Below are 23,568 nucleotides of genomic sequence, written 5' to 3' on the forward strand. Positions count from 1 at the left end.
CGTGAGAAGGCCCGGCCCGGTGCTCCGGCCGGGCCTTCGTGCTGCGCGGACCGTGGAACTCCACGACGATTCCCTGCGTTGCACCGGTCACCGGGTCAGGAAGAGGGATGGACATGAAGAAGGCGTTGGCCGGGCTGCTCGGGCTCGCGGGCGTGGCGTGGGCGTTGCGGGACGTGCCGAAGCAGCTGGGGGGCAAGCCGGACCCGTTCGAGATGGCGCGCTCACCGCGCTACCGCAACGGCAGGTTCCACAACGACAGGGAGGTCAGCTCGGTCCCCGACCGCGACTCCTTCTCGATGCGCGACTTCCTCTTCGGCGGCGACGACCGCACGCCGTCCGCGCCGGTCCCCCTGGTGGCCCCCTCCGCGCCGGTCGCCTCTGGCCTGCACGTCACCTGGTACGGCCACGCCTCCGCGCTGATCGAGGTCGACGGCGCCGCGGTCCTCGTGGACCCGGTGTGGAGCGACCGCGTCTCGCCGTCCGCGCACCTCGGCCCCAAGCGCCTGCACCCGGTTCCGCACCGGCTGTCCGACCTGCCCGCGGTGAGCGCGGTCGTGATCTCGCACGACCACTACGACCACCTCGACATGGCGACCGTGCGGGAGCTGACCACGACCACGACCGCGGTCTTCGTCGTGCCGCTGGGCCTCGGCGCCCACCTCGCGGCCTGGGACGTGCCCGCCGACCGCGTCGTCGAGCTCGACTGGGACGAGTCGTTCTCCGTGGACGGCTTCACCCTCACCTGCACCGCGGCCCAGCACTTCTCCGGCCGCTCGGTGCAGCGCAACAACACCCTGTGGGCCTCCTGGGTGATCGCCCGCGGCGACCGCTCGGTGTTCTACAGCGGCGACACCGGCTACTTCGCCGGCTACAAGGCGATCGGCGAGGCCCACGGCCCGTTCGACGCGGTGCTCATGCAGGTCGGCGCGTACAACGACGCGTGGCCCGACATCCACATGACGCCCGAGGACGGCGTCCGCGCGTTCGACGACCTCGGCGGTGGGCTGCTCATCCCGGTGCACTGGGCCACGTTCAACCTGGCGCTGCACCCGTGGGGCGAGCCGATCGACCGGGTGTGGCGGGAGGTCAAGGCCCGCGGGATGCGGCTGGCCGTGCCGCGGCCGGGGGAGCGGGTGGACGTGGACGCACCGGGCGAGGTCGACGGGTGGTGGCAGGGGCTGGCCTGAGGCCGGCTCGGCTGTTCCCGGGACCTCGCCCCGGACCTCGACACTCCCGAAGAAGCCGGGAAGCCACCACCGCCGAAGCCCGCGTGCAGAGCGCTGAACGCCTCGCCTCCGGCTTCGGCCCCGAGGGCGTCGGCCCCGCCCGCTTCGGGGCGACCAGCCCCACGCCGGTCGGGGCCCGCTGCCCAGCCAGGCCTCGCGCTCCGGCCGCCTGGGACGATGAGCCGGTGACACGAATCGTTGCCGGCACCGCGGGCGGCCGCAGGCTCAAGGTGCCGCCCAAGGGCACGCGGCCCACCTCCGAGCGGGTGCGGGAGGCGCTCTTCAGCTCGCTGGAGGCGATGATGGACCTCGACGGCGCCCAGGTACTGGACCTCTACGCCGGGTCGGGCGCGCTGGGGTTCGAGGCGCTCAGCCGGGGTGCGGGGCACGCCACGTTCGTGGAGTCGGACAAGCGGGCGGCCGAGGTGCTCAAGGGCAACGCCAGGGAGCTCGGGTTCGCGAACACGACCGTCGCCAACCGCACGGCCGAGGCGTACGTCACCGCCGAGGGCGGGGCGTTCGACGTGGTGTTCGCCGACCCGCCGTACGCGGTGGGGGACGACGAGCTCGCCAAGGTGCTCCGCGGGATCGCGCCGAGGCTCACCGGGGACGCCGTCCTGATCGTCGAACGTGCTTCGCGAAGTGTCGAACCAGCGTGGCCTGATGGGGTGGAACCCTTGCGTGCCAAGCGATACGGGGACACGGCGGTGTACTGGGCGCAAGTGCGTGCCGATGGGTGACGAGAACCACGGACCCGCCTGGCGGCATCCGATCGGGTGCTAACGTCCGGCTCATGACGCGTGCCGTGTACCCCGGCTCCTACGACCCGGTGACCAACGGCCACCTGGACATCATCGGGAGAGCCGCGCACCTGTTCGACGAGGTCGTCGTCGCCGTGCTCATCAACAAGAACAAGCGCACCCTGTTCAACGTCGAGGAGCGGCAGGACATGCTCCGCGACGTCACGTCGCAGTGGGACAACGTGCGGGTGGACTCCTGGCACGGGCTGCTGGTCGACTACTGCCGCGAGAACCACATCAAGGCCATCGTCAAGGGCCTGCGCGCGGTCAGCGACTACGACTACGAGCTGCAGATGGCGCAGATGAACCACCAGCTCACCGGCGTCGACACGCTGTTCATGCAGGCCAGCCCGCAGTACTCGTTCCTGGCGTCGTCGCTGGTCAAGGAAGTGGCGACCTACGGCGGCGACGTGTCGACGCTGCTGCCGGCCAGTGTCGAGCAGCGGCTGCAGCAGCGCCTCGCCGAGACCCGTTAGAGGGCCAGCTTCATCCCCACGTGCGACGCGGTGAAGCCGAGCCGCTCGTAGAACCGGTGCGCGTCCGCCCGTGACGCGTCCGTCGTGAGCTGGAGCATGCCGCAGCCGCGTGCGCGCGCCTCGTCGGCGGCCCACCGCAGCAGGCGCTCGCCCAGGCCGTTGCCGCGCTGGTCGGAGCGCACCCGGACGGCCTCCACCGTCGCGCGGGTCATGCCCAGGCGGGACAGGCCGGAGGTGAACGTGAGCTGCAGCGTGCCCACCACCTCCCCGCCGGCCTCGGCGACCGCCAGGAGCTGGTGCGGGTCGGCGTCGATGACCGCGAACGCCGCCAGGTACGCCGGGTCGCCCGGCCGCTCCCTGGTCGCGCCCAGCGGGTCGTCGGCGAGCATCGCCACGATCGGGTCCACATCGGCAGCGGTCGCACGCCTGATGATGATCTCCACGGTCCCCCCAAGGTGTCACCGAATCTTGACACGCCCTGCCGATCTCCCTCTTTCGGGGAGACCGGCAGGGCACACTTGTGGGTGGGAGCCACAGGGGTTAGGGAGTGAGACGTGTACCGGGTGTTCGAGGCACTCGACGAGCTGGTGACGATCGTCGAGGAAGCGCGCGGAGTTCCGATGACCTCCGGCTGCGTCGTGCCGCGTGGTGACGTGCTCGAACTGCTCGACGACGTGCGCGACGCCATCCCGGCCGAGCTGGACGACGCGCAGGACGTGCTCGACCACAAGGAAGAGCTCGTCGGCAAGGCCAAGCACGAGGCAGAGACCGGCGTGTCCAAGGCCCGTTCGGACGCCGACCGCATCCTCGCCGAGGCCCAGGCGGAGGCCGAGGCGATGCTGTCCGACGCCCGCGCCCGCGCCGAGCGGATGGTCGCGGAGGCGGAGGACCAGGCGGAGCGCACGGTCGCCGCCGGCCGGCAGGAGTACGACGACCTGGTGGGCCGTTCACACGCCGAGGCGGAGCGGATGATTCAGGCCGGCCGGGCCAACTACGAGCGCGCCACCGAGGAGGGCCGCGCCGAGCAGGCCCGGCTCGTCAACGAGCAGGAGGTCGTCCGCGCGGCCCACGCCGAGGCCGCCCGGCTGCTCGACGCCGCCCAGAACGAGTCGATCCGGCTGCGGTCGGAGTGCGACGCCTACGTGGACGGCAAGCTCGCGGACTTCGAGGACCTCCTCGCGCACACCCTGCGGTCGGTCGGCAAGGGCCGTTCGCACCTGCGCGGCCCGGCCGTCGCGGGCGCCGCGGCACCGTTCGACTACGGCTCCTGACTTTCACCCCTTCGCGTTTCCCGAGGGCACGCGGGGACCTTGCGTACCCCAGAAGGACACGCGGGGTCCCCGCGTGCCGTCCGGGGACAGGGGAGGGGGCACCTGAACGTGTGATTCGTGTTACGTCGGGCAGGTGCGATCACCTGGCGATTTCACTCGCGGAGGCGTCGTCCCGTACCCTGGACCGGCTGGACGTGGTAGGTCCCCGTTCCAGCACCCAACCCGATCATGACTGAGCATCGCCACGCGTCCACGCGTCCCACAGCATCAGGACCCTGGGTCATCGACACCAGGGACCTCGGCCGTCGCGCCGGTTCCAGCCGACCCTTCATCCGGTCGGTACCCGCCGCAGGAGTGGGTCTGCTGGGGGTGATCGCGGTGCCGGAAGGCGGGGAGGTCGAGCTCGACCTCCTCACCGAGTCTGTCGTGGAGGGCGTGCTCGTGTCGGGGACGGCGTTCGCCAAGGTCGAAGGTGAGTGCGCGCGGTGTCTCGACCCCATCTCCGATGAGGTCGAGGTCCGGATCACGGAGCTCTACGCGTGGCCGGACAGCACCACGGACGAGACCACCGACGAAGACGAGATCAGTCGGATCGAGAACGATCTGATCGACCTCGAGCCTGTGGTGCGGGACGCCATCGTCCTCGCGCTGCCGCAGGCGCCGCTCTGCGAGCCGGACTGCAAGGGGCTGTGCCCCGAGTGTGGTGGCAGGTGGGCGGAGCTCGGGCCCGACCACGGGCATGAGACGATCGACCCTCGTTGGGCCGCGTTGCAAGAGCGGTTCAGCGATGACAACAACGAGGAGAAGTAGTCGTGGCCGTCCCGAAGCGGAAGATGTCGCGCTCGAACACCCGTGCGCGCCGTTCCCAGTGGAAGACGTCTGCCGTGCACCTGGTGGCGTGCTCCAACAAGGCTTGCCGCCAGCCGAAGCCGCAGCACGTCGCCTGCCCGGCCTGTGGTCAGTACGCTGGCCGCCAGGTCGCTCAGCCGGCCTGATCTCCTCGGCCACGTAGTGGGGGGAAAGCCGCCGCGCGCTCCGCGAGCCGACCGCGCGACCTTGCTCGAAGCGCTCGGCGTCCACCTGGACGCCGAGCTGCTCGTGCTCGCGCTCACCCACCGGTCGTACGCGTACGAGAACGGCGGGTTGCCGCCGAACGAGCGTCTCGAGTTCCTGGGGGACGCCGTGCTGGGGCTGGTCGTCACCGACCACCTCTACCGCACCCACCCCGACCTCCCGGAGGGTCAGCTCGCGAAGCTCCGCGCCAGCGTGGTCAACATGCACGCGCTCGCGGGGGTCGCACGCAACCTGGGTGAGGGCGGACTCGGTGCGCACCTGCTGCTCGGCCGCGGCGAAGAGCTGACCGGCGGCAGGGACAAGGCGAGCATCCTCGCCGACGGCCTGGAAGCCGTCATCGGTGCGGTGTACCTGCAGTTCGGTATCGATACCGCACGAACGTTCGTTCACCGGCTGTTCGATCCACTCTTGGCCAAAGCTCCGCTTCTGGGTGCTGGACTGGACTGGAAGACAAGCCTGCAGGAGCTCACCGCTCAAGCCAGTCTCGGCGTCCCGGAGTACCGCGTGGACGACCAGGGGCCGGACCACCGCAAGGAGTTCACCGCCACGGTGCTCGTCGGTGGTCAGCCCTACGGCAAGGGTGATGGGCGCACCAAGAAGGAAGCCGAGCAGAAGGCCGCGGAAGCGGCCTATCATGTTCTGTCGGAACGCGTGCAGGCCGAGCAGGAGCCGGCCTCGTCCGCGAACGGACAGAATGGCGCCTCGGTGACGCCAGGGACCGCCCCAACCGAGGAAGACTGAGACCGCAATGTATGCGACCAGGAACCGCACGAACCGCCGCACCCGCACCGTCCGCGGGCCGGTGAACACCTCCCGCAGCGGAGGAATCCAGGGCCTTGTGCTGGTCAGGGACACGAGCCGGGCCGGTGTGTGGGTGCTCAAGCCCACCAAGCCGCAGGCCGCCGTGATCGAGGCGCAGCCCGTCGACGAGGGCAAGTCCGAAGCCTGACGTGCCCGAACTCCCAGAGGTCGAGGTAGTCCGCCTCGGCCTCGAAGCCCACGTCGCCGGCCGGGTGATCTCCTCGGTCGAGGTGCTGCACCCGCGTGCGATCCGCCGGCACGACCTGGGCTCCGCGGACTTCTGCGCGCGCCTGGCCGGTCAGCCGATGACCGCAGCCAGGCGCCGCGGCAAGTACCTCTGGGTGGAACTGGCCGACAAAGCCGCCATGCTCGCCCACCTGGGCATGAGCGGCCAAATGCTCGTCCAGCCGTCCACGGCACCGGACGAGAAACACCTCCGCGTCCGGTTCCGGTTCGCCGACGGCGGCCCGGAGCTGCGCTTCGTCGACCAGAGAACCTTCGGCGGCCTCGCCTTGGCTGAGCTGGTCGAGGTCGACGGCACCCTCGTCCCGGACACGGTCGCGCACATCGCCCGCGACCCGATGGACCCGCTCTTCTCCCGTGATGCCGCCGTGCGCGCGTTGCGCCTGCGTCACACGGAGGTCAAACGGGCCCTGCTCGACCAGACCCTCGTCTCCGGCATCGGCAACATCTACGCCGACGAGGCCCTCTGGCGCGCCAAGCTGCACGGCACCCGCATGACGGACAAGCTCACCAAGGTCAAGGCCGCCGAGCTGCTCGACCACGCCACCGACGTGATGCGCGAGGCCCTCGGCCAGGGCGGTACGTCGTTCGACGCGCTCTACGTCAACATCAACGGCCAGTCCGGCTACTTCGACCGCTCGCTCAACGCGTACGGCCAGGAGAACCGGCCCTGCAAGCGGTGCGGCGCGATGATGGTCCGAGAGCCGTTCATGAACCGGTCGTCGTTCTCCTGCCCGCGCTGTCAGCCGCGCCCGCGCCTCTAACGCCTCACGGCCGCGTGACCCGGTCCTGGATGCGCTGCACCTGGACGTGCACCTCGTCGGCCACCTCGCGCCGCACCCAGCGCTGCCGGCGGAACGCCGCCTCGACCGTGGCCCAGGCCATCGCCGCGACGAGGCCGAGTGCGACCGCAGGGACCCAGAGCCGCATCGCCGGCAGTGCCGCCGACGTCAGCAGCCCGACCGATGCCGCAGCCCACGCCGTGTAGGCGACCAGGTAGCCCGTCGGGTCGGAGGTCAGCCACCGCCACCGGCCGCGGCTCGCGTCCCGTGCGAGCACGTCGGCGGCGTTCTCCAGGTGCACGAGGTGCCAGCGGACCCGTTCCGCGTCGGCGGTGGCGTGCTTGCGCCGCAGGCGTTCGAGCTCGCGGCGCACCGGAGCCGGCTTCACCGGGTGCCGCAGCCGCACCGGCCAGTGGTCCTCGCGGAACTTCTCGGTCTGGTAGTTGCCCAGCACGAGGAACACCAGGTACAGCACGCCGACACCGGCGCCGACGACCAGGAACGGGCGCAGCTGCGGGTCGACCGGCGAGCTGAACACGAACGCCACGACCACCGATTCGAGCAGGATGAGCAGCGGCGCACCGACGGCCAGGTGGTAGCGGGTCGGGTCGACGTACTGCGAGAGCCGCTCGGCCGTGTTGAGCGGCTTGCGCGCCAGCGAGACCACCGACACCGCGAACAGCACCGCCGCCAGCACCACTACCCCGAACACGGAAAGGTAGACGGCCGCTTCCTGCCAGTCGCCCGGCACCAGCACGACCGGCGCGGCGAACGCGACGGCGCCGGCCACCCCGGCGACCGGTCCTGCCCACGGCTTCGGCGGCGTCTGCGCGATGGCGGCTCGCCGCCGGGGTTCCGCGGCGATCTTGTCGACGAGGAGGTCGTGACCGGGGTCGTCGTCGGCCCGGTGGGCCTGGAAGTTGGCCAGCTCCCTGATCGTGCGCGGCAGTTCCTGCGCCCGCGGCATCTTCGCGCCGCCGAAGAGCACCGGGATGATCGTCTTGCCGGCGTCGAGGGCCCACCTGATCTCGTTGTGCACCCAGTCCGTGCCGTCGGTCCGCAGCTCCCGCGCCCAGCCGTCGTGCACGACGACGACCACCACGTCGGACCGGTCGAGGTGGCGGCGCAGCTGGTTCGGGTAGCGCCGGCCGTGACCGATCGAGGCGGAGTCGAGGAAGACGGTGCCGGCGCCGAACCGTTCGGCGAGCCGCTCGTACAGCCCCCGGACGAACGCGAGGCGCTCGTCGTGGCGCCGGTAGTTCAGGAAGATGCCTCCCATGGCGTGCGACCGTAGCGGTACGGACACCGTGCGCGACAAGAGTTCGAGCGGATTGGACCGACGGGCCCCGGGAAGCAGGTGAGTCGGCGCGATGAGCGGCGGCATCTTCGTCAGCTACCGCAAGATGCACGACGGCGAACGGCGTGTGCACGCCCAGACCATCGAGGCGATCGTCGAACGCCTCCAGCACCACTTCGGTGAGGAGAAGGTGCTCGTCGACGTGGAGCTGGAGCCGGGCGTCCACTACCCGTCCCGGCTCCGCGACTGGCTGCGGGGCTGCGAGGTCGTGCTGGTGGTGATCCACCGCGAGTGGCTGGACGACCTCCGTGCGCGTCGCGGTGAGAAGTGGGACTGGGCGCGCTGGGAGGTCGAGACCGCGCTCGCCATGGGCCTGCACCTCGTCCCGGTGCTGCTCGACAACGCCCGGCTGCCCGGCAAGGAGCAGCTGCTCGCCGAGGACTTCCCCGGCCTGGCCGAGCTCGGCACCCGGCAGTACTGGCGGATCGGCTTCGGCAGCTGGAAGAAGGAGCTGGCGGAGCTGCTGCGAGCGCTGGAGGTGCGGGTCGCCACCGAGCCCCTGCCGGCGGCGGAACGACCGGAGCCTGTGCGCCGCAAGCACTTCCGGGCGGAGATGGGCGCGGCGGTGGTCACCGGCCTGACGGCGCCGTGGGTGCTGGCGCACTCTCCGGCGGGGCAGGGGCAGCCGGAGGAGTTCCTGGTGGCGCTGTCGATCGCGATGACCGTGGTGCTGGTCGTGTGGCTGGTGGTGGTCGCGGCCTGCTACGCGCTCCGGCACCTGTACGACCGGTACGACGTGCTGTTCGCCGAGGCCGGGCCGAACTCGAAGATCACCAACGGCCTGCTCGTCGCGGGCATCGGTCTCCTCCTGCTCCTCCTCGGCGCGGTGCTGTCGTACCGGGCGGTCGTGGCGGTGATGCTGGTGGTCGCCGCGTACGCCTTCGCGAGAGGCCACCGGTGGGTGGAGGAACGCCGCCGTGAGCGGTGGCCGTACCCGCACCTCGAACCGAGGTCCGAGCCCGTCCGCGGTGTGCTCGCGCACGCCAGCCGGTTCGTGGCCGAACGCGACCTGCTCACCAGGGCCGAGCGGGACCAGGTCGAGTTCGTGCTCGGGCAGGTCGAGTGGGCGCGGCGGCGGATGGACGACTTCGCCCGGCTGGGCAGGTGGGCGTGGTTGCGGCAGGCGGGGAGCCTGCTGCCGGCGGCGTATGTGCTCGTCCTCGCCGCGGTGGCCGGCTCCGCGGTGCTCGCGATCGCCGAGGGCGCCGTTCCGTCCTACGGGGCGTTCCTCGCCGGCTCCGTCGTCGTGGCGCTGCTGTGCTGTCCCGTCACCTTCGAGCTCGCGTTCCGCTTGCAGCGGTGGCAGCGCCGGACCGTCGTGGCGGACCTGCCCGCTCACGTCGACCGGGTGCGCGCGCGGCTTGCCGAGATCAGCGTTCCGCCCACCCGACAGGAGCACGGCGGATGAAGATCGCCATCGCCCTGCTCGTCCTCGTGCTCGCCGGGTGCGGGAACACGCCACCGCCGGGCCCGACCGCGCAGAGCACGCCCACCGTTGCCGAGGAGAAGGTGCCGAAGGTCGTGGAGCTGCGGCTCGCCGAGGCGCGCGAGGTGCTGAAGGCACGGGGATACCGGGTGGTCGAGGAGGACGCGACCGGGCAGCGGCGGCCGGTCCTCGAACCGCGGAACTGGGTCGTCACCTCCCAGCTGCCGGAGGCCGGCGCCGACGCACCGGGCGGGACGGAGGTGGTGCTGGAGGTCCGCAAGCCCACGGACGCGTCGACGAGCTTGCCGCCGCCCGCGAAGGGGACCGTGCCGGACGTCGTGTGCCTCGACCTGCAGAAGGCGCAGGACACGTTGCAGGCGGCCGGGTTCTTCGTGTTGTCGTCGGAGGACGCGACCGGGCAGGGGCGGCGGCAGGTGGCCGACCGGAACTGGGTCGTGGTCAGCCAGTCCGCGGCCGCGGGCAGCACGCCCGAGGCCACCGTGAAGATCACGCTCGGGGCGGTGAAGCTCGGCGAGCCGACCGGGGGGTCCGGCTGTCCGAGCTGACGACGCCAACCGGCACCGGCCTCCCGCGTCCTACGACGGGGAGGCCGTTCTCGTCGCGCCGGAGCATCAACGGGTTCGACAGTACTGTGCGATGCGTAGTACTGTTCACCACGCAACAGTGCGTCGGAGGGGCCATGGACACCAGTCAGCTGCTCAAGGGGGTGCTGGACCTGGCCGTGCTTGCGGTTCTGCGCAAGGACGACGGGTACGGCTACGACGTGGTGCGCAGACTGCGCGCCGGGGGGTTGAACGACGTGGGGGACGCGTCGGTGTACGGGACGCTGCGGCGGCTCTACAACGCCGGGATGCTGACGTCGTACGTGGTGCCCAGCGAAGAGGGCCCGCACCGCAAGTACTACAGCATCAACGAGCCCGGCCGGGTGCGCCTGGCCGAGTCGAGGGACACGTGGCGGTCGTTCGCCAGCACGCTGGACGGCCTGCTCGGGGAGGTCGCATGAACACGCAGGCACTGGGTGTCGAGCACTACGTGGCCGGGATGCGGGCCGCGCTCGACGACCTGCCGCCGCACGAGGTCGCCGAGATCATGGAGGACGTCGAGGCGCACCTCGCGGAGCTGTCGACCGAGCTGGGCGAGGACGAGACGATCGAGCGGCGGCTCGGGCCGCCCGAGCAGTACGCGCGGGAGCTGCGGCAGGCCGCCGGGTACCCGCCGCGGACCGAGCGGGTGCCGGTCACGGTCAAGCAGGCGCTGCTGACGCGGCCGCGTGCGGCGGCGTGGGGGTTGGCGGCGGCCACCGGGATCACGCTGCTCGCGGGGGCCGCGGCGTTGCGGGAGCCGGCGATCCTGCTGCTGCCGGCGGTGATCCTGGTGCTCAGCCTCGCGCTGGTGCAGGACCGCGGTCCGCAGCAGGCCGAGGTGATGAACCTGCGCGAGACGGTCAAGCTCAAGGAGTGGCTGACGCCGCAGGAGGGCACGCCGGCCGAACGCGCGCTGACCTACCTGCGGTCGCTGCAGCCCGCGTGGTGGCTGGTGCGGGCCGGGCTGCTCGGGCTCGGTGCCGTGCTGCTCGCCGGTCGTGACCTGCTCGGGTTCCTCGCGCTGGCCGCGGTCGCCGTCGTGTCGGTGTTCGCGGCGCCGCGGGCCAAGACCGACCGCCGGTGGCTGTGGTTCACCCTGCCGGTCAGCGCGCTGGCGGTGGGCGTGCTGTTCTCGGTCATCGACGTGGCGGCCGACCAGTTGCGGTTCGGCGGCCCGGCGCGGCAGTCGTACTCGGCCCCGGTCGTGCGCGAGTACGAGAACATCTACGTCCGCGACGAGAACGGCAAGCTGCTCACCAACGTGCTGCTGTACGACCAGGACGGCCAGCCGATCAACGCGTCCGACCGGTACTACGGCTGCCAGAACCGCGGTGAGGAACCGATGATTCCGGCGAACCAGTACCCGCGGCCGAAGATCGACTACGAAAACGGTGTCTGTTACACCGTGACACCGAGTGCGGACACTCCGTCATCGGCGCCGAGTTCGGTGAGTTCGAGTGCGCCACCGCCTTCCAGTGGCGCACCGTCGAGCTCGGTGACACCCACTTCTGTGCCACCTAGCAAGTAATGCCGGGAGCGGGACCCGTCGGGGGGTCCCGCTCCTACTTGTTTTCCTGCGGGTCGGCCAGGTGGCGCAATACGGGCATGGCGGACCTCAGGTGTTCGCGGTCTTCCGGCGAAAGTTCCGACATTCTTTCACTCAATAGTTCTGCTTCGCCGTGAGCGAGCGACAGGATCGTCTCGCGGCCGACTTCGGTGAGCACCACAATCGTGGCCCTTCCGTCGGCCGCGTCGGGCTCCCTGCGGACCAGTCCGGTGGACTCCAGGCTGGTCACGACCGTTGTCGCGGTCGGCTGCGAACACAGCGCGCGCACCGCGATCTCGCCGATCCGCATCGGGCCGTGGGCGCTCAGTTCTGACAGCACCAACAACTGGGTGGGTTGCAGACGACGGGCCGGAGCGGCCTGTCGAAGACTTCGCACCAGCCGGTGCACGGCCACCACGAGTTGAAGTGCCTCGTGGTTGGTGACGGTGGTGGGCATCGTTTCTCCGCGCGCATGTGATTGTCCGAATTCGGACACGAACCCTGGCACTTTCCCTCATTCACGCTCCGCGCGCTATCCGCCAATTGCCGATAACCCATTCGGCCGTTGTGGTGACCGGAGGTGTCACAGCGCGCGTCCAGTACGCTTGAATGCGCTGGTAAACGGCGTAAAAAGCGCACTGCGGTTCCCGCGAACGGGTGGCGTGCGGCACCGTGGTTCCGATCGGTCAGAACGTGTGACAAAGATCCGCGAAGGAGCGCCGGTGTGCCCGGGTGGCGTAGCGCGTGCCTCCGAACGGCCGGTGGGGGTGCGGGGGCAGACTGACGAGGTGAGTGCGAAACCCAGGCGTGGCGAGCTCCGCATCTACCTCGGTGCCGCTCCGGGCGTCGGCAAGACGTTCGCGGTGCTCGGCGAGGCGCACCGCCGCCGGGAACGCGGCACGGACGTGGTCGTCGGCCTCGTCGAGACGCACGGCCGCGCGAAGACCGCGGACCTTCTCAGCGGACTGGAAATCGTGCCGCGGCGGCGGAGCACGCACCGCGGTGTCGAACTCACCGAGATGGACGTGGACGCGGTGCTCGCCCGCGCGCCCGAGGTCGCCGTCGTCGACGAGCTCGCGCACACCAACGCACCCGGCTCGCGTAATGCAAAAAGGTGGCAAGACGTCGAAGAACTGCTGGACGCCGGCATTGACGTCCTCTCGACCGTCAACGTGCAGCACCTGGAATCGCTGAACGACGTCGTCCAGCGCATAACCGGCGTGCCGCAACAGGAAACCGTCCCGGACGAGGTCGTGCGCAAAGCCGAGCAGACCCAGCTGGTCGACCTCACACCGGAAGCCTTGCGGCGCCGGCTCGCCCACGGCGACGTGTACGCGGCCACGAAGATCGACGCCGCGCTCGGCAACTACTTCCGCGTCGGCAACCTCACGGCGTTGCGGGAGCTCGCACTGCTGTGGGTCGCGGACCAGGTCGATGTCGCGTTGCTGCGTTATCGCACCGAACAGCAGATAACGGACACATGGGAAACGCGCGAACGAGTCGTCGTCGCCATCACCGGCGGCACGGAGAGCGAAACGCTCATCCGTCGCGCGCGCCGCATCGCAGCGCGCGCGGGAGCGGACCTTCTCGTCGTGCACGTCCTGCGCGGTGACGGTCTCGCGGGTGCCGATCCGCACTCGTTGCAGAGGTACCGCACGCTCACGGAGGACGTCGGGGCCACGTTCCACACCGTCGTGGGCGATGACGTGCCCACGGCGCTGCTGGAGTTCTCGCGCGGGGTGAACGCCACTCAGCTGGTGGTCGGCACCTCGCGCCGGTCGCGGCTCGCACGTGTGTTCTCCGCGGGCATCGGTTCGACGGTCGTGCAGGAGTCCGGTGCGATCGACGTCCACATGGTCACGCACGCGGCGACCGGCTCCGGCTGGCGGGCCCGGTTCGCCGCCAGCCCGCTGCGGCCGGGACGGCTCGCGCTGGGCTGGGTCCTGGCCGTCGCCGGACCCGCTGCGGTCACGGCGGCGGGCGCGACCCTGCGCGAGGGCCTGAACTTCTCCACGACCGTCATCGGCTACCTGCTGGTGACGATGGTGGTCGCGACCGCAGGCGGCCTCGGACCGGCGCTCGCGACGGCCCTGCTGAGCGCGCTGCTGCTGAACTTCTTCTTCACCGAGCCGCTCTACACGTTCACCATCGACGCGCAGCAGAACGTGCTCACGTTCGTCGCGATGATCATCGTGGGCGTGTCGACCGCGCTCGTGGTGGACTACGCCGCCCGACGCGCCACCCAGGCCGCACGCGCTCGCACCGAAGCCACGCTCCTCGCCTCGTACGCGCGCACCGTGCTGACGAACCCCCATCCACTCGCACGACTGCTGGAGAAGGTGCGGGAGAACTTCGGCCTGACGTCGGTCGCGCTGCTGGAACGGGCCGACGGCGAGTGGCGGCGCGTGGCGGCCGTGGGCGCGCATTCGCCGGACGAGCCGGACGACGCCGAGATCGACATCGCGGTGACCGCGGACGTGCACCTGGCGGCCCGCGGCCGGTCGCTGCCCGCCTCCGACCGGCGGGTGCTGGAGGCGGCGGCCGGTCAGGCCCTGCTCGCGCTGCGCCAGCAGCGGATGGCCGAGCAGGCGCTGGAGGCCCAGCGGCAGGCGTCGCGGACCGAGCTGCGCACCGCGTTGCTCTCCGCCGTCGGCCACGACCTGCGCACGCCGCTGACGTCCATCAAGGCCTCCGTCTCGGCGCTGCGCGACCCGGACCTGACGCTGTCGGACCAGGACACGGCCGAGCTGCTGGAGACCGTCGAGGAGTCGGCCGACCGGCTCACCGGCCTCGTCGACAACCTGCTCGACTCCTCCCGCCTCGCGACCGGTGCGGTCGAGCCGCAGCTGCGCGCGGTCGGCTGCGACGAGGCGGTGGCGCTGGCACTGCGCGGCCTGAACGGCGACGTCGAGGTCGACGTCCCCGAGACGCTGCCGCTCGTGCGCGCCGACATCGGGCTGCTCGAACGGGTGATCGCGAACGTGGTCGGCAACGCGCTGCGTTACGCCGGTGCCGTGGCGGTGCGGGCCAGCGCCCACGGCGACCACGTCGAGCTGCGGGTCGTCGACCACGGCCGCGGCCTGCCCAGCGGGACGGCGGAGGCGGTTTTCGCCCCGTTCCAGCGCCTCGGCGACCGCACGCCGGGTGGCGTTGGTCTCGGTCTGAGCGTGGCGAAGGGCTTCACCGAGGCCATGGCGGGCACGATCACGGTGGAGGACACGCCCGGCGGCGGCCTCACCGTGGTGATCGCGCTGCCGGCCGAGGAGGGGACCCCGTGACGAAGGTGCTGGTCGTCGACGACGAGCCGCAGATCGTGCGCGCGTTGCGGATCAACCTGTCCGCCCGCGGCTACGAGGTGCTCACCGCACCCGACGGCGCGACGGCGCTGCGGCTCGCCGCCGACGGCCGGCCCGACGTCGTCGTCCTGGACCTGGGCCTGCCGGACATGGACGGCACCGACGTCATCGCCGGCCTGCGCGGCTGGACGACGTTGCCGATCATCGTGCTGTCCGCGCGCACGGACTCGCATGACAAGGTCGACGCGCTGGACGCCGGCGCCGACGACTACGTGACGAAACCGTTCGGCATGGACGAGCTGCTCGCCCGGTTGCGCGCCGCCGTCCGCCGCTCCGCCGTGACCGGCCCTGAGGACGAGCCGGTCGTGCACACGGCCTCGTTCACCGTCGACCTCGCGGCCAAACGGGTGCTGAGGGACGGCGCGGAGGTGCACCTCACGCCCACCGAGTGGGGACTGCTGGAGGTGCTGGCGCGCAACGCGGGCAAGCTGGTCGCCCAGAAGCAGCTGCTGCGGGACGTCTGGGGCCCCGCGTACGAGAAGGAGACGCACTACCTGCGGGTGTACCTGGCGCAGCTGCGGCGGAAGCTGGAGCCCGAACCGGCCCGGCCGCGGCACCTGCTGACCGAACCGGGCATGGGCTACCGGTTCGAGCCCTGAGGGCGCCTACGGCTGGGGCGGGACCGGCGAGGTGCCGACGGTCGACGACGGCGTGGTCGGCGCCGTGCTCGACGTGGACGACCCGGTGGACGGGGTGGACGTGGCCGGCTCGGTCCACGACGTCGGCGGGTTGCTGTGCGTCTCGGTCGGCACCGCGGGGTTCGTCGTCACCTGCGGCTGCGCGGCCGGCTCCTGCGGCCGGGGCTGCTCGTCGGGACGCGCGGCCTGCCTGCGGTCCGAGCCGGCCTTGCCCGCCCCCTTGACCGACGACGACACGGTGACGACGACGGTGCTGGTGCTGCCGTCCGGGGCCACCGAGGTGAGCGTCTGCACGACGTCCGCGGTCGCGCGTTCCGGGGCGGCCTCCTGGCCGGAGCCGGCGAGCATGGCCGCGACGGTGGCGAACAGCGTGGCCACGACGACGCCACCGGCGGCCAGCACGACGGCCGTGCCGACGCGCTTCTTCTGCGGTGCGGCCGGCGAGCCGGGTGACTGCGGATGATCTACCTCGAACACACCCATCTCCTCGTGGGAAACCCGGTTGGATGGCTTTGCGTTCGAGTTATCGGCGGAAACGCACCAAGACCTCAGCAGGGCCACACCTTCGTGTAACCCTGTGTCACGTCGTGGGGACGGGCGTAACCCTACGGCGCCGTGGTCGTTGTGGCCGGCGCCGTCGTGGTGGTGGTCGTCGTGATCGCGGTGGTCGTCGTCACGACAGTCGTGGTGGTCGTCGGGTTCGTCGTCACCGGCGGGGGTTCCTCGGTCGTCACCGTCGTCGTGGTGCCGTCCGGGCGGGTGATCGTGGTGACCCGCGTGGGCCGCTTCGTCGTGGTCGTGGTGGCCGACGTGGTCGTCTCCGCCGTCGTCGAGGTCACCTCCGCGACCGACGAGGTGGTGGGCACCGTGGTGGAGGTGGTGCTCAGCGCGTCGCGCACGGCCTCCTTGCGCGGCGGCTGCTGGACGGGCGCCTCCGCGGCCGAGTCCGAGCCCGCGGCCAGCGAGGCGACCGCGGCGAAGACGGTGGCCAGCACCACGCCGGAGGCGGCGAGGATGATCTGGGGCGCACCGCGAAAGCGTGAACGCGCGTCGGGTTCCGGGCTCTCGTACACGAAGTTTCCCCTGCTCGAACCGTCAGTAGCCGTCTGTGGAGCCGTCAGAAGCCGAAGTTCTGCGTCCAGTAGAAACCGCGGGTGTCCAGGCCGACGCCCATGGTCGTGAACTTGCAGTTCTCGATGTTCGCCTTGTGGCCGGAGGAGTTCATCCAGCCCTGCATGACCTGCTCGGCGGTGCGGTAGCCCTGCGCGATGTTCTCGCCGCCGGGCTTCGGGTACCCGGCCGCCTTCATGCGCTCGGCGAAGTCCACGCCCTCGGGGGTGTCGTGGCTGAAGTACTTGCGGCTCGCCATGTCGGTGCTGTGCGCCTGGGCCGCGGTGGTGACGCGGTCGTCGATCACGAGCGCCTTGCAGCCCTTCGCGGCGCGGGCGTCGTTCACGAGGGCGAGCACGGCCTGCTCCGGCGTCTTGTCACCGGTGGGCGGCTTCGGCGGGTCCGGCGGCTTGGGCGCCTCGGACTGGGTCGTCGTCGTGGTGGTGGGAGCCGCCGACGAGGAGGTCGAGGAGGGCGTCGCCGTCGTCGTGGACGTGGTGGGAGCGGAGGAGGACGACGACGGGGTGGCGGTGCCCTGGACGGGGGTGCCGCCCGCGGTCTGCCTGCCGGGTGCGGCGGCGCTGCCCGATCCGAACTGGTTCGCCGCGTCGGTGCTCTCCTGCTGCGCGGCGGAGGTGACACCGATGCCGAGGGGAGAGGTGCCGCTGACGGCGAGGCCGCCGACGCCGGTCGCACCGATCAGCAGGCCGAGTAAGAGGCTGCGGGCACTCACGGCTGGGGACCGTACCACTAATGGGTGATAAGCCCTGGGTGCGTCTTCGGTCACCTCGGGTCACTGCGCGACCATTCGGAGGTGGACGTACGACTGAACGCGTGGGTGCGCGGACGAGTGCAAGGCGTGGGTTTCCGCTGGTGGACGCGGGCCCGAGCACTGGAGCTCGGCCTGGTGGGGAGTGCTTCGAACCGGGAGGACGGCCGGGTCGAGGTGGTCGCGGAGGGACCACGGGACAAGTGTGAACAACTCCTGAAGGCTCTCCGTTCGGGTGAAACTCCCGGACAGGTCGAATCGGTGGGTGAGCAGTGGTCCGGCGCCCGCGGCGGCCTGAACGGCTTCGTCGAACGCTGAACCTTCCGGCGACCGGTGGCGTAGAGGAGACCGTGGACTCCGGCGAAGACGTCCTCAACCAGCTGTACAAACGCTGGCGAGGCCCGTTGCTGCACTACGTGCTGCGACTGGTCGACGGCGACTACCAACAGGCAGAGGACGTGGTGCAGGAGACGTTGCTCAGGGCGTGGCGCCACCACGACGAGCTGGAACCCGACGACGCGGCACCGTGGCTCTACACGGTCGCGAAGAACCTGGTCATCTCCGGCTACCGGCGCCGCGGCGCACGCGCGACCGAGGTGCCGCTCGAACCCGTGGACCTGCCACCGGTCAGCGACCAGGTCGAGCACGTGCTGCAGGCGTGGCAGATCGCCTCGGCGCTGCGGGCCCTCACACCGGAGCACCGCGCCGTCGTCATCGAGCTGTACTACCGGCGCCGCACGGTCGCGGAGGCCGCCAAGACGCTCGGCGTCCCGCCGGGCACGGTCAAGTCGCGCTGCTTCTACGCGTTGCGGGCGCTGCGCGACGCCCTGGAGGAGAGAGGGGTGACCGAGGCATGAGCTGCGCGCACACCGTCGACGTCGGCGCCTACCTCTTCGGATCGCTCGACCTGAGGGAGCGCTCCGCGTTCGAACGCCACCTGCCCGGCTGCGCGGCGTGCCGGGCCGAGGTGCTGCGGTTCGCCCCGCTGCCGGGCCTGCTCGGCCGGCTGAGCCTGCGGGAGGTCGAGCACCTCGACGAGCTGCCCGCCGAGCCGCCGAAACCGGTCCGCGACCACCGTCGCCGCCGCCGTGTGCTGCTGGTGTGCGCGGCCGTGCTCGTCGCACTCGCGCTCGCCGGCGGCATCCTGTTCCTGCGGCCACCGCCCGCACCGACGTGGGCGGCGATGGACGCCGGCACCGGCGTGAACGCCGAGGTCGCGATGATCCAGAAGACCTGGGGCACCGAGCTGCGGTTCAAGCTCGGCAACGTCAAACCGGGCGCGCGCTGCAAGGTCATCGTGTTCGACCGGCGCGGACAGCGGGAGATCGGCGGCTGGTGGGGGTCCGACCACACCGCTGACGAGCGGATTCCCGGCTCGACGTCGTTCCGGGTGGACCAGATCGACCGGCTGGAGGTGTCGGACGAGAGCGGCCTGCTGGTCACCCTCCGCCCTTAGGGGCGCAGGTCGGCCCCCGCCTCCCGCAACCGGCGCAAGCGCTTGGGTACTCTGCGCGGCGTGCACCTCAAGAGCCTGACGCTGAAGGGCTTCAAGTCCTTCGCCTCGGCTACCACGCTGCGCTTCGAGCCCGGCATCACCTGTGTGGTCGGCCCCAACGGGTCCGGCAAGTCCAACGTGCTCGACGCGCTGCGCTGGGTGATGGGCACGCAGGGTGCCAAGGACCTGCGCGGCGGCAAGATGGAGGACGTCATCTTCGCGGGCACCTCCGGCCGCGCGCCGCTGGGCCGCGCCGAGGTGACGCTGACGATCGACAACTCCGACGGCGTGCTGCCGATCGAGTACACCGAGGTGTCGATCACCCGCCGGATGTTCCGCGAGGGCGCCACCGAGTACGAGATCAACGGCAGCTCCTGCCGCCTCATGGACATCCAGGAGCTGCTGTCGGACTCCGGCATCGGCCGCGAGATGCACGTGATCGTCGGTCAGGGCCAGCTCGCCGCGATCCTGGAGTCCAAGCCGGAGGAGCGGCGCGCGTTCGTAGAGGAGGCGGCCGGCGTCCTCAAGCACCGCAAGCGCAAGGAGAAGGCGCTGCGGAAGCTGGAGGCGATGCAGGCCAACCTGACCCGCCTCACCGACCTCACCGCCGAGCTGCGCCGCCAGCTCAAGCCGCTGGGCAAGCAGGCCGAGATCGCCCGCCGCGCCCAGGTCGTGCAGTCCGAGCTGCGGGACTCGAAGCTCCGCCTGCTCGCCGACGACCTCGTGACGCAGCGCGCGGCCATCGCCCAGGAGGAGCACGACGAGGCGAGGGCCCGCGAACGCCGCGCCGAGGTCGAGAAGTCGTTGCAGGCCGCCCAGTACCAGCAGAACGAGCTGGAGGAGCGGGTCGCCGCCGACACCCCGAAGCTGCAGGCCGCCCAGGACACCTGGTACCGGCTGTCCGCCCTGGAGGAACGCCTGCGCGGCACCGTCCGCCTGGCCGCCGAACGCGCCCGGCACCTGTCCGCGGACGTGGACGCGCCGTCGCGCGGTCGTGACCCGGACGACCTCGACCGCGAGGCCGAGGAGACCGCCGAGATGGAGCTGGAGCTCCAGGAGGGCGTGACCGAGGCCAGGATCGCGCTGGCGGAGGCCGTGGAGACGCGCGCCGAGCTGGAGCGCATGGTCTCCCAGGCCGAGAAGGCGCACATCGCCGCCGTGCGGGCGATCGCCGACCGCCGGGAGGGCCTCGCGCGCCTGTCCGGTCAGGTGGAGGCGTTGCGCAGCAAGACGAACGCGACCGCCGAGGAGATCGAACGCCTCTCCGGCACGCTCTCCGAGGCCGCGGAACGCGTCGAGCTCGCGTCCGTCGAGCTGGCCGAGGCGCAGGCCGTCACCGGCTTCGAGGACGAGGGCGACAACGACCTCGACGAACGGCTCCGCCAGGCCGTGCAGGCCAACGACGCGGGCCGTCAGCGCGTCGAGGAGCTGGTCAAGGCCGAGCGCACCGCCGAACGCGACATCGCGTCGTGGCGGGCCCGCGTCGACGCCCTGTCGCTCGGTCTGACGCGCAAGGACGGCGCCGGCGCGCTGCTCGCGTCGGACGTGCCGGGCCTGCTGGGGTCCGTGGCCGCGCTGCTGACCGTCGACCCCGGCTACGAGGTGGCGCTGGCCGCCGCGCTCGGCCCGATCGCCGACGCCGTGGCGGTGTCCTCCGGTGACGGCGCGCTCGCGGCGCTGAAGCTGTTGAAGGAGAAGGACGCCGGCCGCGCGGGGGTGCTGATCGGCGGTCATGGGTCCACTGTGGACACCGCGCAGTGGGGACCGCTGCCGCACGGTGCGCGGTGGGCGGTCGACGTCGTGCACGCACCCGAGGCGTTGCGTCCCGCACTGGCCCGCGCGCTCGACCGCCTCGCCGTGGTGGACGACTTGGACACCGCGGCCGGCTTGAACGTGCGCGCGGTGACCCGTGACGGTGACCTCTTCGGCACGGACTGGGCCGTCGGCGGCTCCGGCGGCCAGGGCCAGAGCGTGATCGAGGTGCAGGCCGCGGTCGACGAGGCCCAGGAGCAGCTGGCCACCGCGGAACGCGCGCTGCAGCACGCCTCCGCGGCGCTGGAGGGCGCCCGTGCCGAGCAGCAGGCCCGCCGCAAGGTGCTCGACGCGGTCAAGGAGGCCGTGCAGGAGGCCAAGGTCCGCCAGGCCCGCTCCGGCGAGCGGCTGAACCGGATGGCCGCCGCGGTGCGCTCGGCGCAGGCCGAGGTCGGCCGCATCACCGAGCAGCGCGCGAAGGTCGAGCGGTCGCGCGAGGAGGCCCTGCTGAAGCTGGGCGAGCTCGAAGAGCGGCTGCTGATGGCCGAAGAAGAGCAGACCATGGACGACGAGCCGGACACCGACCAGCGCGACGAGCTGGCCGCCGAGCTCGCCTCCGCGCGCCAGGCCGAGATGGACGCCCGGCTCGTGCAGCGCACCGCCGAGGAACGCGCGCGTGCGTTGCAGGGCAAGGCCGACAGCCTGCGCCGCGCCGCCCGTGCCGAACGCGAGGCCCGTGAACGCCACGCCCGCGCCACCGCCCACCGCGCCCGTGGCGCCGTGGTCGCGAAGGCCGTGGTGCGCGGCGGTGAGCAGGCACTGGAGCGCATCGAGGTCTCCCTCGCCCGCGCCGCCCGTGAACGCGACCAGGCCCAGGAACGCCGCGCCCAGCACGAGCTGCTGCTGACCCAGGTGCGCAACCTCGTGCGCGAGATGTCCGGGGAGCTGGAGAAGCTCGTCGACGCCGTGCACCGCGACGAGGTGCTGCGCGCCGAGCAGCGCATGCGCATCGAGCAGCTGGAGACGAAGATCGCCGAGGACTTCGGCATCGGCCTCGACGACCTCGTGAACGAGTACGGCCCGGACGTGGTGGTGCCCGCCACCGCCGCCGAGCTCGCCGAGTACCAGGCGGCGAAGGAACGCGGCGAGCAGGTCTCCGAGCCGCAGCCCTCGCCCTACGACCGCGACACCCAGGCCCGCCGCGCCAAGCGCGCCGAACGCGACCTGTCGTTGCTGGGCAAGGTCAACCCGCTGGCGCTGGAGGAGTTCGCGGCGCTGGAGGAGCGCTACAAGTTCCTCTCCACGCAGCTGGAGGACATCAAGGACACCCGCCGCGACCTGCTCACCGTCGTGAAGGAGGTCGACGACAAGATCCTGGAGGTCTTCACGCTGGCCTACGAGGACGTGGCGCGCGAGTTCGAGGTCGTGTTCAAGGTGCTGTTCCCCGGCGGTGAGGGCCGGCTGGTGCTCACCGAGCCCGGCGACATGCTGACCACCGGCATCGAGCTGGAGGCCCGCCCGCCCGGCAAGAAGGTCAAGCGCCTGTCGCTGCTCTCCGGCGGCGAGAAGTCGCTGGCCGCCGTGGCGATGCTGGTGGCGATCTTCCGCGCCCGCCCCTCACCGTTCTACGTGATGGACGAGGTCGAGGCGGCGCTGGACGACACGAACCTGCACCGCCTGATCAGCCTGTTCGAGCAGCTGCGGGAACACTCGCAGCTGCTGATCATCACCCACCAGAAGCCGACCATGGAGATCGCGGACGCCCTGTACGGCGTCTCGATGCGCGGTGACGGCATCTCGCAGGTGATCTCGCAGCGGCTGCGGACGAAGGGCGAGGAACCCGAGCCCGCGAACGAGGCCTAGGACGAGGGCGACCGGAGCGGGCGCCTGGGGGGCGTGAACCGGCTCCGGTCGCGGCCTTCCGGCTGCGTCAGCGCGGTGGCCTCCCCCTCCGGGAGCCCCCTCGCCACCGCTCTGACGCAGCTCGCGCTCCGGGCGGGGTGTGATCCCCCAGTTCCACCGCACCACGTCCCGGCTCGCAGGACAAACTGTGCACGGCCGAGCTTGTGGAAACCTTGCATCCGCAGGTCAGAGGCGGTTCGATGGGGTCTACTCAGGCCTGCGCGCGTCGAGCCGCGCGGCTTCCTCCGGTGTCGGCGCGGTGCCACCGAGGTGCCGCGGCACCCACCACGCACCCGGCTCGTTGGGGTAGTCGGCTTGGGCGGTGTCGAGCAGGTCCTGCATCCGCTCGCGCAGCAACTCGTCGCCGGAGTCGCCGGGGGAGGCCTCGAACGGCTCGCCGATCAGGATGGTGACGGGCACGTGCCGCTGCGTGAGGTCCTTCTTGCGCCCCTTGGTCCACAACCGCTGCGTGCCCCACAGGGCGACGGGCACGAGCGGCACACCCGCCTCGTGCGCGAGCCGGTTCGCCCCGGACTTGATGTCCTTGACGGTGAACGACTGGCTGATGGTCGCCTCGGGGAAGATCCCGACGACCTCGCCGCCGCGGAGCGCGGACAGTGCCTGCTGGTAGGAGGCCTGACCCGCGCTCCGGTCGACGGGGATGTGGTGCATGCCGCGCATGAGCGGGCCTGCGATCTTGTTGGCGAAGATCTCGTGCTTCGCCATGAACCGCGTGAGCCGCCCCGACTGGAGCGCCCCGTAACCGCCGAAGATGAAGTCGAGGTAGCTGACGTGGTTCGACGCCAGCACCGCCCCGCCCTCATGCGGCACGTGATGCGCCCCTTTGACGGTGATCCGCAGGTCGAGCACGCGGAACATGAGCTTGGCCGCGGCGATCACCGGGGGGTACACGAGATCCGACATGCCTCAGAAAGTAGC

At 71.3% G+C, this 23,568-nt stretch carries 26 protein-coding genes; 19 read left to right on the top strand and 7 right to left on the bottom strand.

Annotated features, from left to right (window positions below):
- The first annotated feature begins 113 nt into the window (after positions 1–113).
- The 3 genes from ACZ7CH_RS28985 (at position 114) to coaD (ending at position 2,502) form a co-directional block, all read left to right on the top strand.
- On the top strand, positions 114–1,187 hold the full coding sequence (locus ACZ7CH_RS28985) for an MBL fold metallo-hydrolase (protein ID WP_360391131.1): 1,074 nt from the start codon (positions 114–116) through the stop codon (positions 1,185–1,187).
- Positions 1,188–1,411: 224 nt separating this feature from the next.
- Positions 1,412–1,966, top strand: coding sequence for a 16S rRNA (guanine(966)-N(2))-methyltransferase RsmD (gene rsmD / locus ACZ7CH_RS28990; protein ID WP_458430587.1), 555 nt, complete (start codon positions 1,412–1,414; stop codon positions 1,964–1,966).
- A gap of 53 nt (positions 1,967–2,019) precedes the next feature.
- Positions 2,020–2,502 carry a pantetheine-phosphate adenylyltransferase gene (coaD, locus tag ACZ7CH_RS28995; RefSeq protein ID WP_360391126.1) on the top strand — a complete coding sequence of 161 codons (483 nt, stop codon included), beginning with the start codon at positions 2,020–2,022 and terminating at the stop codon, positions 2,500–2,502.
- Here the strand turns inward: coaD and ACZ7CH_RS29000 are convergent.
- A complete protein-coding gene (locus ACZ7CH_RS29000; RefSeq protein WP_360391506.1) occupies positions 2,499–2,939 on the bottom strand; it encodes a GNAT family N-acetyltransferase in 441 nt (146 codons plus the stop codon). The two genes, coaD and ACZ7CH_RS29000, sit on opposite strands and share 4 nt — an antisense overlap.
- A 117-nt stretch (positions 2,940–3,056) precedes the next feature.
- Between ACZ7CH_RS29000 and ACZ7CH_RS29005 the strand changes: the two genes are divergently transcribed.
- The 6 genes from ACZ7CH_RS29005 (at position 3,057) to mutM (ending at position 6,655) form a co-directional block, all read left to right on the top strand.
- Positions 3,057–3,773: a DivIVA domain-containing protein gene (locus tag ACZ7CH_RS29005; protein ID WP_360391123.1), complete on the top strand. Its 717-nt coding sequence runs from the start codon at positions 3,057–3,059 to the stop codon at positions 3,771–3,773.
- 228 nt (positions 3,774–4,001) lie between these two features.
- On the top strand, positions 4,002–4,583 hold the full coding sequence (locus tag ACZ7CH_RS29010; protein ID WP_360391120.1) for a YceD family protein: 582 nt from the start codon (positions 4,002–4,004) through the stop codon (positions 4,581–4,583).
- A gap of 2 nt (positions 4,584–4,585) precedes the next feature.
- Entirely contained in the window at positions 4,586–4,768 is a 183-nt protein-coding gene (gene rpmF / locus ACZ7CH_RS29015) for a 50S ribosomal protein L32 (RefSeq protein ID WP_030467958.1), read from the top strand.
- A gap of 16 nt (positions 4,769–4,784) precedes the next feature.
- A complete protein-coding gene (gene rnc, locus ACZ7CH_RS29020; protein ID WP_470370796.1) occupies positions 4,785–5,588 on the top strand; it encodes a ribonuclease III in 804 nt (267 codons plus the stop codon).
- A 7-nt stretch (positions 5,589–5,595) separates the two neighbouring features.
- Positions 5,596–5,796: a hypothetical protein gene (locus ACZ7CH_RS29025; RefSeq protein WP_030467960.1), complete on the top strand. Its 201-nt coding sequence runs from the start codon at positions 5,596–5,598 to the stop codon at positions 5,794–5,796.
- 1 nt (position 5,797) lies between these two features.
- Positions 5,798–6,655, top strand: coding sequence for a bifunctional DNA-formamidopyrimidine glycosylase/DNA-(apurinic or apyrimidinic site) lyase (mutM, locus tag ACZ7CH_RS29030; protein ID WP_360391114.1), 858 nt, complete (start codon positions 5,798–5,800; stop codon positions 6,653–6,655).
- A 4-nt stretch (positions 6,656–6,659) separates the two neighbouring features.
- Here the strand turns inward: mutM and ACZ7CH_RS29035 are convergent, their stop codons facing one another.
- Positions 6,660–7,952 carry a TIR domain-containing protein gene (locus tag ACZ7CH_RS29035; RefSeq protein WP_470375405.1) on the bottom strand — a complete coding sequence of 431 codons (1,293 nt, stop codon included), beginning with the start codon at positions 7,950–7,952 and terminating at the stop codon, positions 6,660–6,662.
- A 91-nt stretch (positions 7,953–8,043) separates the two neighbouring features.
- Between ACZ7CH_RS29035 and ACZ7CH_RS29040 the strand changes: the two genes are divergently transcribed.
- The 4 genes from ACZ7CH_RS29040 to ACZ7CH_RS29055 all read left to right on the top strand — a co-directional run bounded on the left by ACZ7CH_RS29040 (position 8,044) and on the right by ACZ7CH_RS29055 (position 11,589).
- Positions 8,044–9,438 (top strand): toll/interleukin-1 receptor domain-containing protein, encoded by a 1,395-nt coding sequence (locus tag ACZ7CH_RS29040; RefSeq protein WP_470375406.1) that lies wholly within the window; start codon positions 8,044–8,046, stop codon positions 9,436–9,438.
- On the top strand, positions 9,435–10,022 hold the full coding sequence (locus ACZ7CH_RS29045; RefSeq protein WP_470375407.1) for a PASTA domain-containing protein: 588 nt from the start codon (positions 9,435–9,437) through the stop codon (positions 10,020–10,022). The genes ACZ7CH_RS29040 and ACZ7CH_RS29045 overlap by 4 nt, the downstream gene beginning before the upstream one ends.
- 134 nt (positions 10,023–10,156) lie before the next feature.
- The gene (locus ACZ7CH_RS29050; RefSeq protein ID WP_360391102.1) at positions 10,157–10,480 is read left to right on the top strand and encodes a PadR family transcriptional regulator; all 324 of its coding nucleotides are present in this window, start codon (positions 10,157–10,159) and stop codon (positions 10,478–10,480) included.
- A complete protein-coding gene (locus tag ACZ7CH_RS29055; protein ID WP_360391100.1) occupies positions 10,477–11,589 on the top strand; it encodes a DUF1700 domain-containing protein in 1,113 nt (370 codons plus the stop codon). The genes ACZ7CH_RS29050 and ACZ7CH_RS29055 overlap by 4 nt, the downstream gene beginning before the upstream one ends.
- A gap of 34 nt (positions 11,590–11,623) precedes the next feature.
- Here ACZ7CH_RS29055 and ACZ7CH_RS29060 read toward each other — a convergent pair whose 3' ends face one another.
- Positions 11,624–12,064 (bottom strand): MarR family winged helix-turn-helix transcriptional regulator, encoded by a 441-nt coding sequence (locus ACZ7CH_RS29060; RefSeq protein WP_090095422.1) that lies wholly within the window; start codon positions 12,062–12,064, stop codon positions 11,624–11,626.
- A gap of 331 nt (positions 12,065–12,395) precedes the next feature.
- Here ACZ7CH_RS29060 and ACZ7CH_RS29065 point away from each other — a divergent pair, with 331 nt between their 5' ends.
- Positions 12,396–14,885 (top strand): DUF4118 domain-containing protein, encoded by a 2,490-nt coding sequence (locus ACZ7CH_RS29065; protein ID WP_470375408.1) that lies wholly within the window; start codon positions 12,396–12,398, stop codon positions 14,883–14,885.
- Entirely contained in the window at positions 14,882–15,562 is a 681-nt protein-coding gene (locus ACZ7CH_RS29070; RefSeq protein WP_360391093.1) for a response regulator, read from the top strand. The genes ACZ7CH_RS29065 and ACZ7CH_RS29070 overlap by 4 nt, the downstream gene beginning before the upstream one ends.
- A 6-nt stretch (positions 15,563–15,568) precedes the next feature.
- Here ACZ7CH_RS29070 and ACZ7CH_RS29075 read toward each other — a convergent pair whose 3' ends face one another.
- The 3 genes from ACZ7CH_RS29075 to ACZ7CH_RS29085 all read right to left on the bottom strand — a co-directional run bounded on the left by ACZ7CH_RS29075 (position 15,569) and on the right by ACZ7CH_RS29085 (position 17,444).
- Complete coding sequence (locus tag ACZ7CH_RS29075) at positions 15,569–16,078, bottom strand: hypothetical protein (RefSeq protein WP_360391091.1); 510 nt, start codon at positions 16,076–16,078, stop codon at positions 15,569–15,571.
- Positions 16,079–16,206: 128 nt separating this feature from the next.
- Positions 16,207–16,674: a hypothetical protein gene (locus tag ACZ7CH_RS29080; RefSeq protein WP_360391088.1), complete on the bottom strand. Its 468-nt coding sequence runs from the start codon at positions 16,672–16,674 to the stop codon at positions 16,207–16,209.
- A 44-nt stretch (positions 16,675–16,718) separates the two neighbouring features.
- Positions 16,719–17,444, bottom strand: a complete 726-nt coding sequence (locus ACZ7CH_RS29085; protein ID WP_470375409.1) for a CAP domain-containing protein — start codon at positions 17,442–17,444, stop codon at positions 16,719–16,721.
- Between the two features lie 63 nt (positions 17,445–17,507).
- Between ACZ7CH_RS29085 and ACZ7CH_RS29090 the strand changes: the two genes are divergently transcribed.
- The 4 genes from ACZ7CH_RS29090 to smc are packed head-to-tail and all read left to right on the top strand — an operon-like array spanning position 17,508 to position 22,590.
- Positions 17,508–17,798 (top strand): acylphosphatase, encoded by a 291-nt coding sequence (locus ACZ7CH_RS29090; RefSeq protein ID WP_458434323.1) that lies wholly within the window; start codon positions 17,508–17,510, stop codon positions 17,796–17,798.
- Between the two features lie 32 nt (positions 17,799–17,830).
- Positions 17,831–18,337 carry a sigma-70 family RNA polymerase sigma factor gene (locus tag ACZ7CH_RS29095; protein WP_470375410.1) on the top strand — a complete coding sequence of 169 codons (507 nt, stop codon included), beginning with the start codon at positions 17,831–17,833 and terminating at the stop codon, positions 18,335–18,337.
- Positions 18,334–18,936, top strand: coding sequence for an anti-sigma factor family protein (locus ACZ7CH_RS29100; RefSeq protein WP_458430595.1), 603 nt, complete (start codon positions 18,334–18,336; stop codon positions 18,934–18,936). Before ACZ7CH_RS29095 ends, ACZ7CH_RS29100 begins: the two co-directional genes overlap by 4 nt.
- 60 nt (positions 18,937–18,996) lie before the next feature.
- A complete protein-coding gene (gene smc / locus ACZ7CH_RS29105) occupies positions 18,997–22,590 on the top strand; it encodes a chromosome segregation protein SMC (RefSeq protein ID WP_470375411.1) in 3,594 nt (1,197 codons plus the stop codon).
- A gap of 246 nt (positions 22,591–22,836) precedes the next feature.
- On the opposite strand, the gene ACZ7CH_RS29110 is transcribed toward smc, so the two are convergent.
- Positions 22,837–23,553: a lysophospholipid acyltransferase family protein gene (locus tag ACZ7CH_RS29110; RefSeq protein ID WP_470370788.1), complete on the bottom strand. Its 717-nt coding sequence runs from the start codon at positions 23,551–23,553 to the stop codon at positions 22,837–22,839.
- Positions 23,554–23,568: the final 15 nt, after the last annotated feature.

The sequence above is a fragment of the Lentzea sp. NPDC037011 genome (assembly GCF_055607425.1).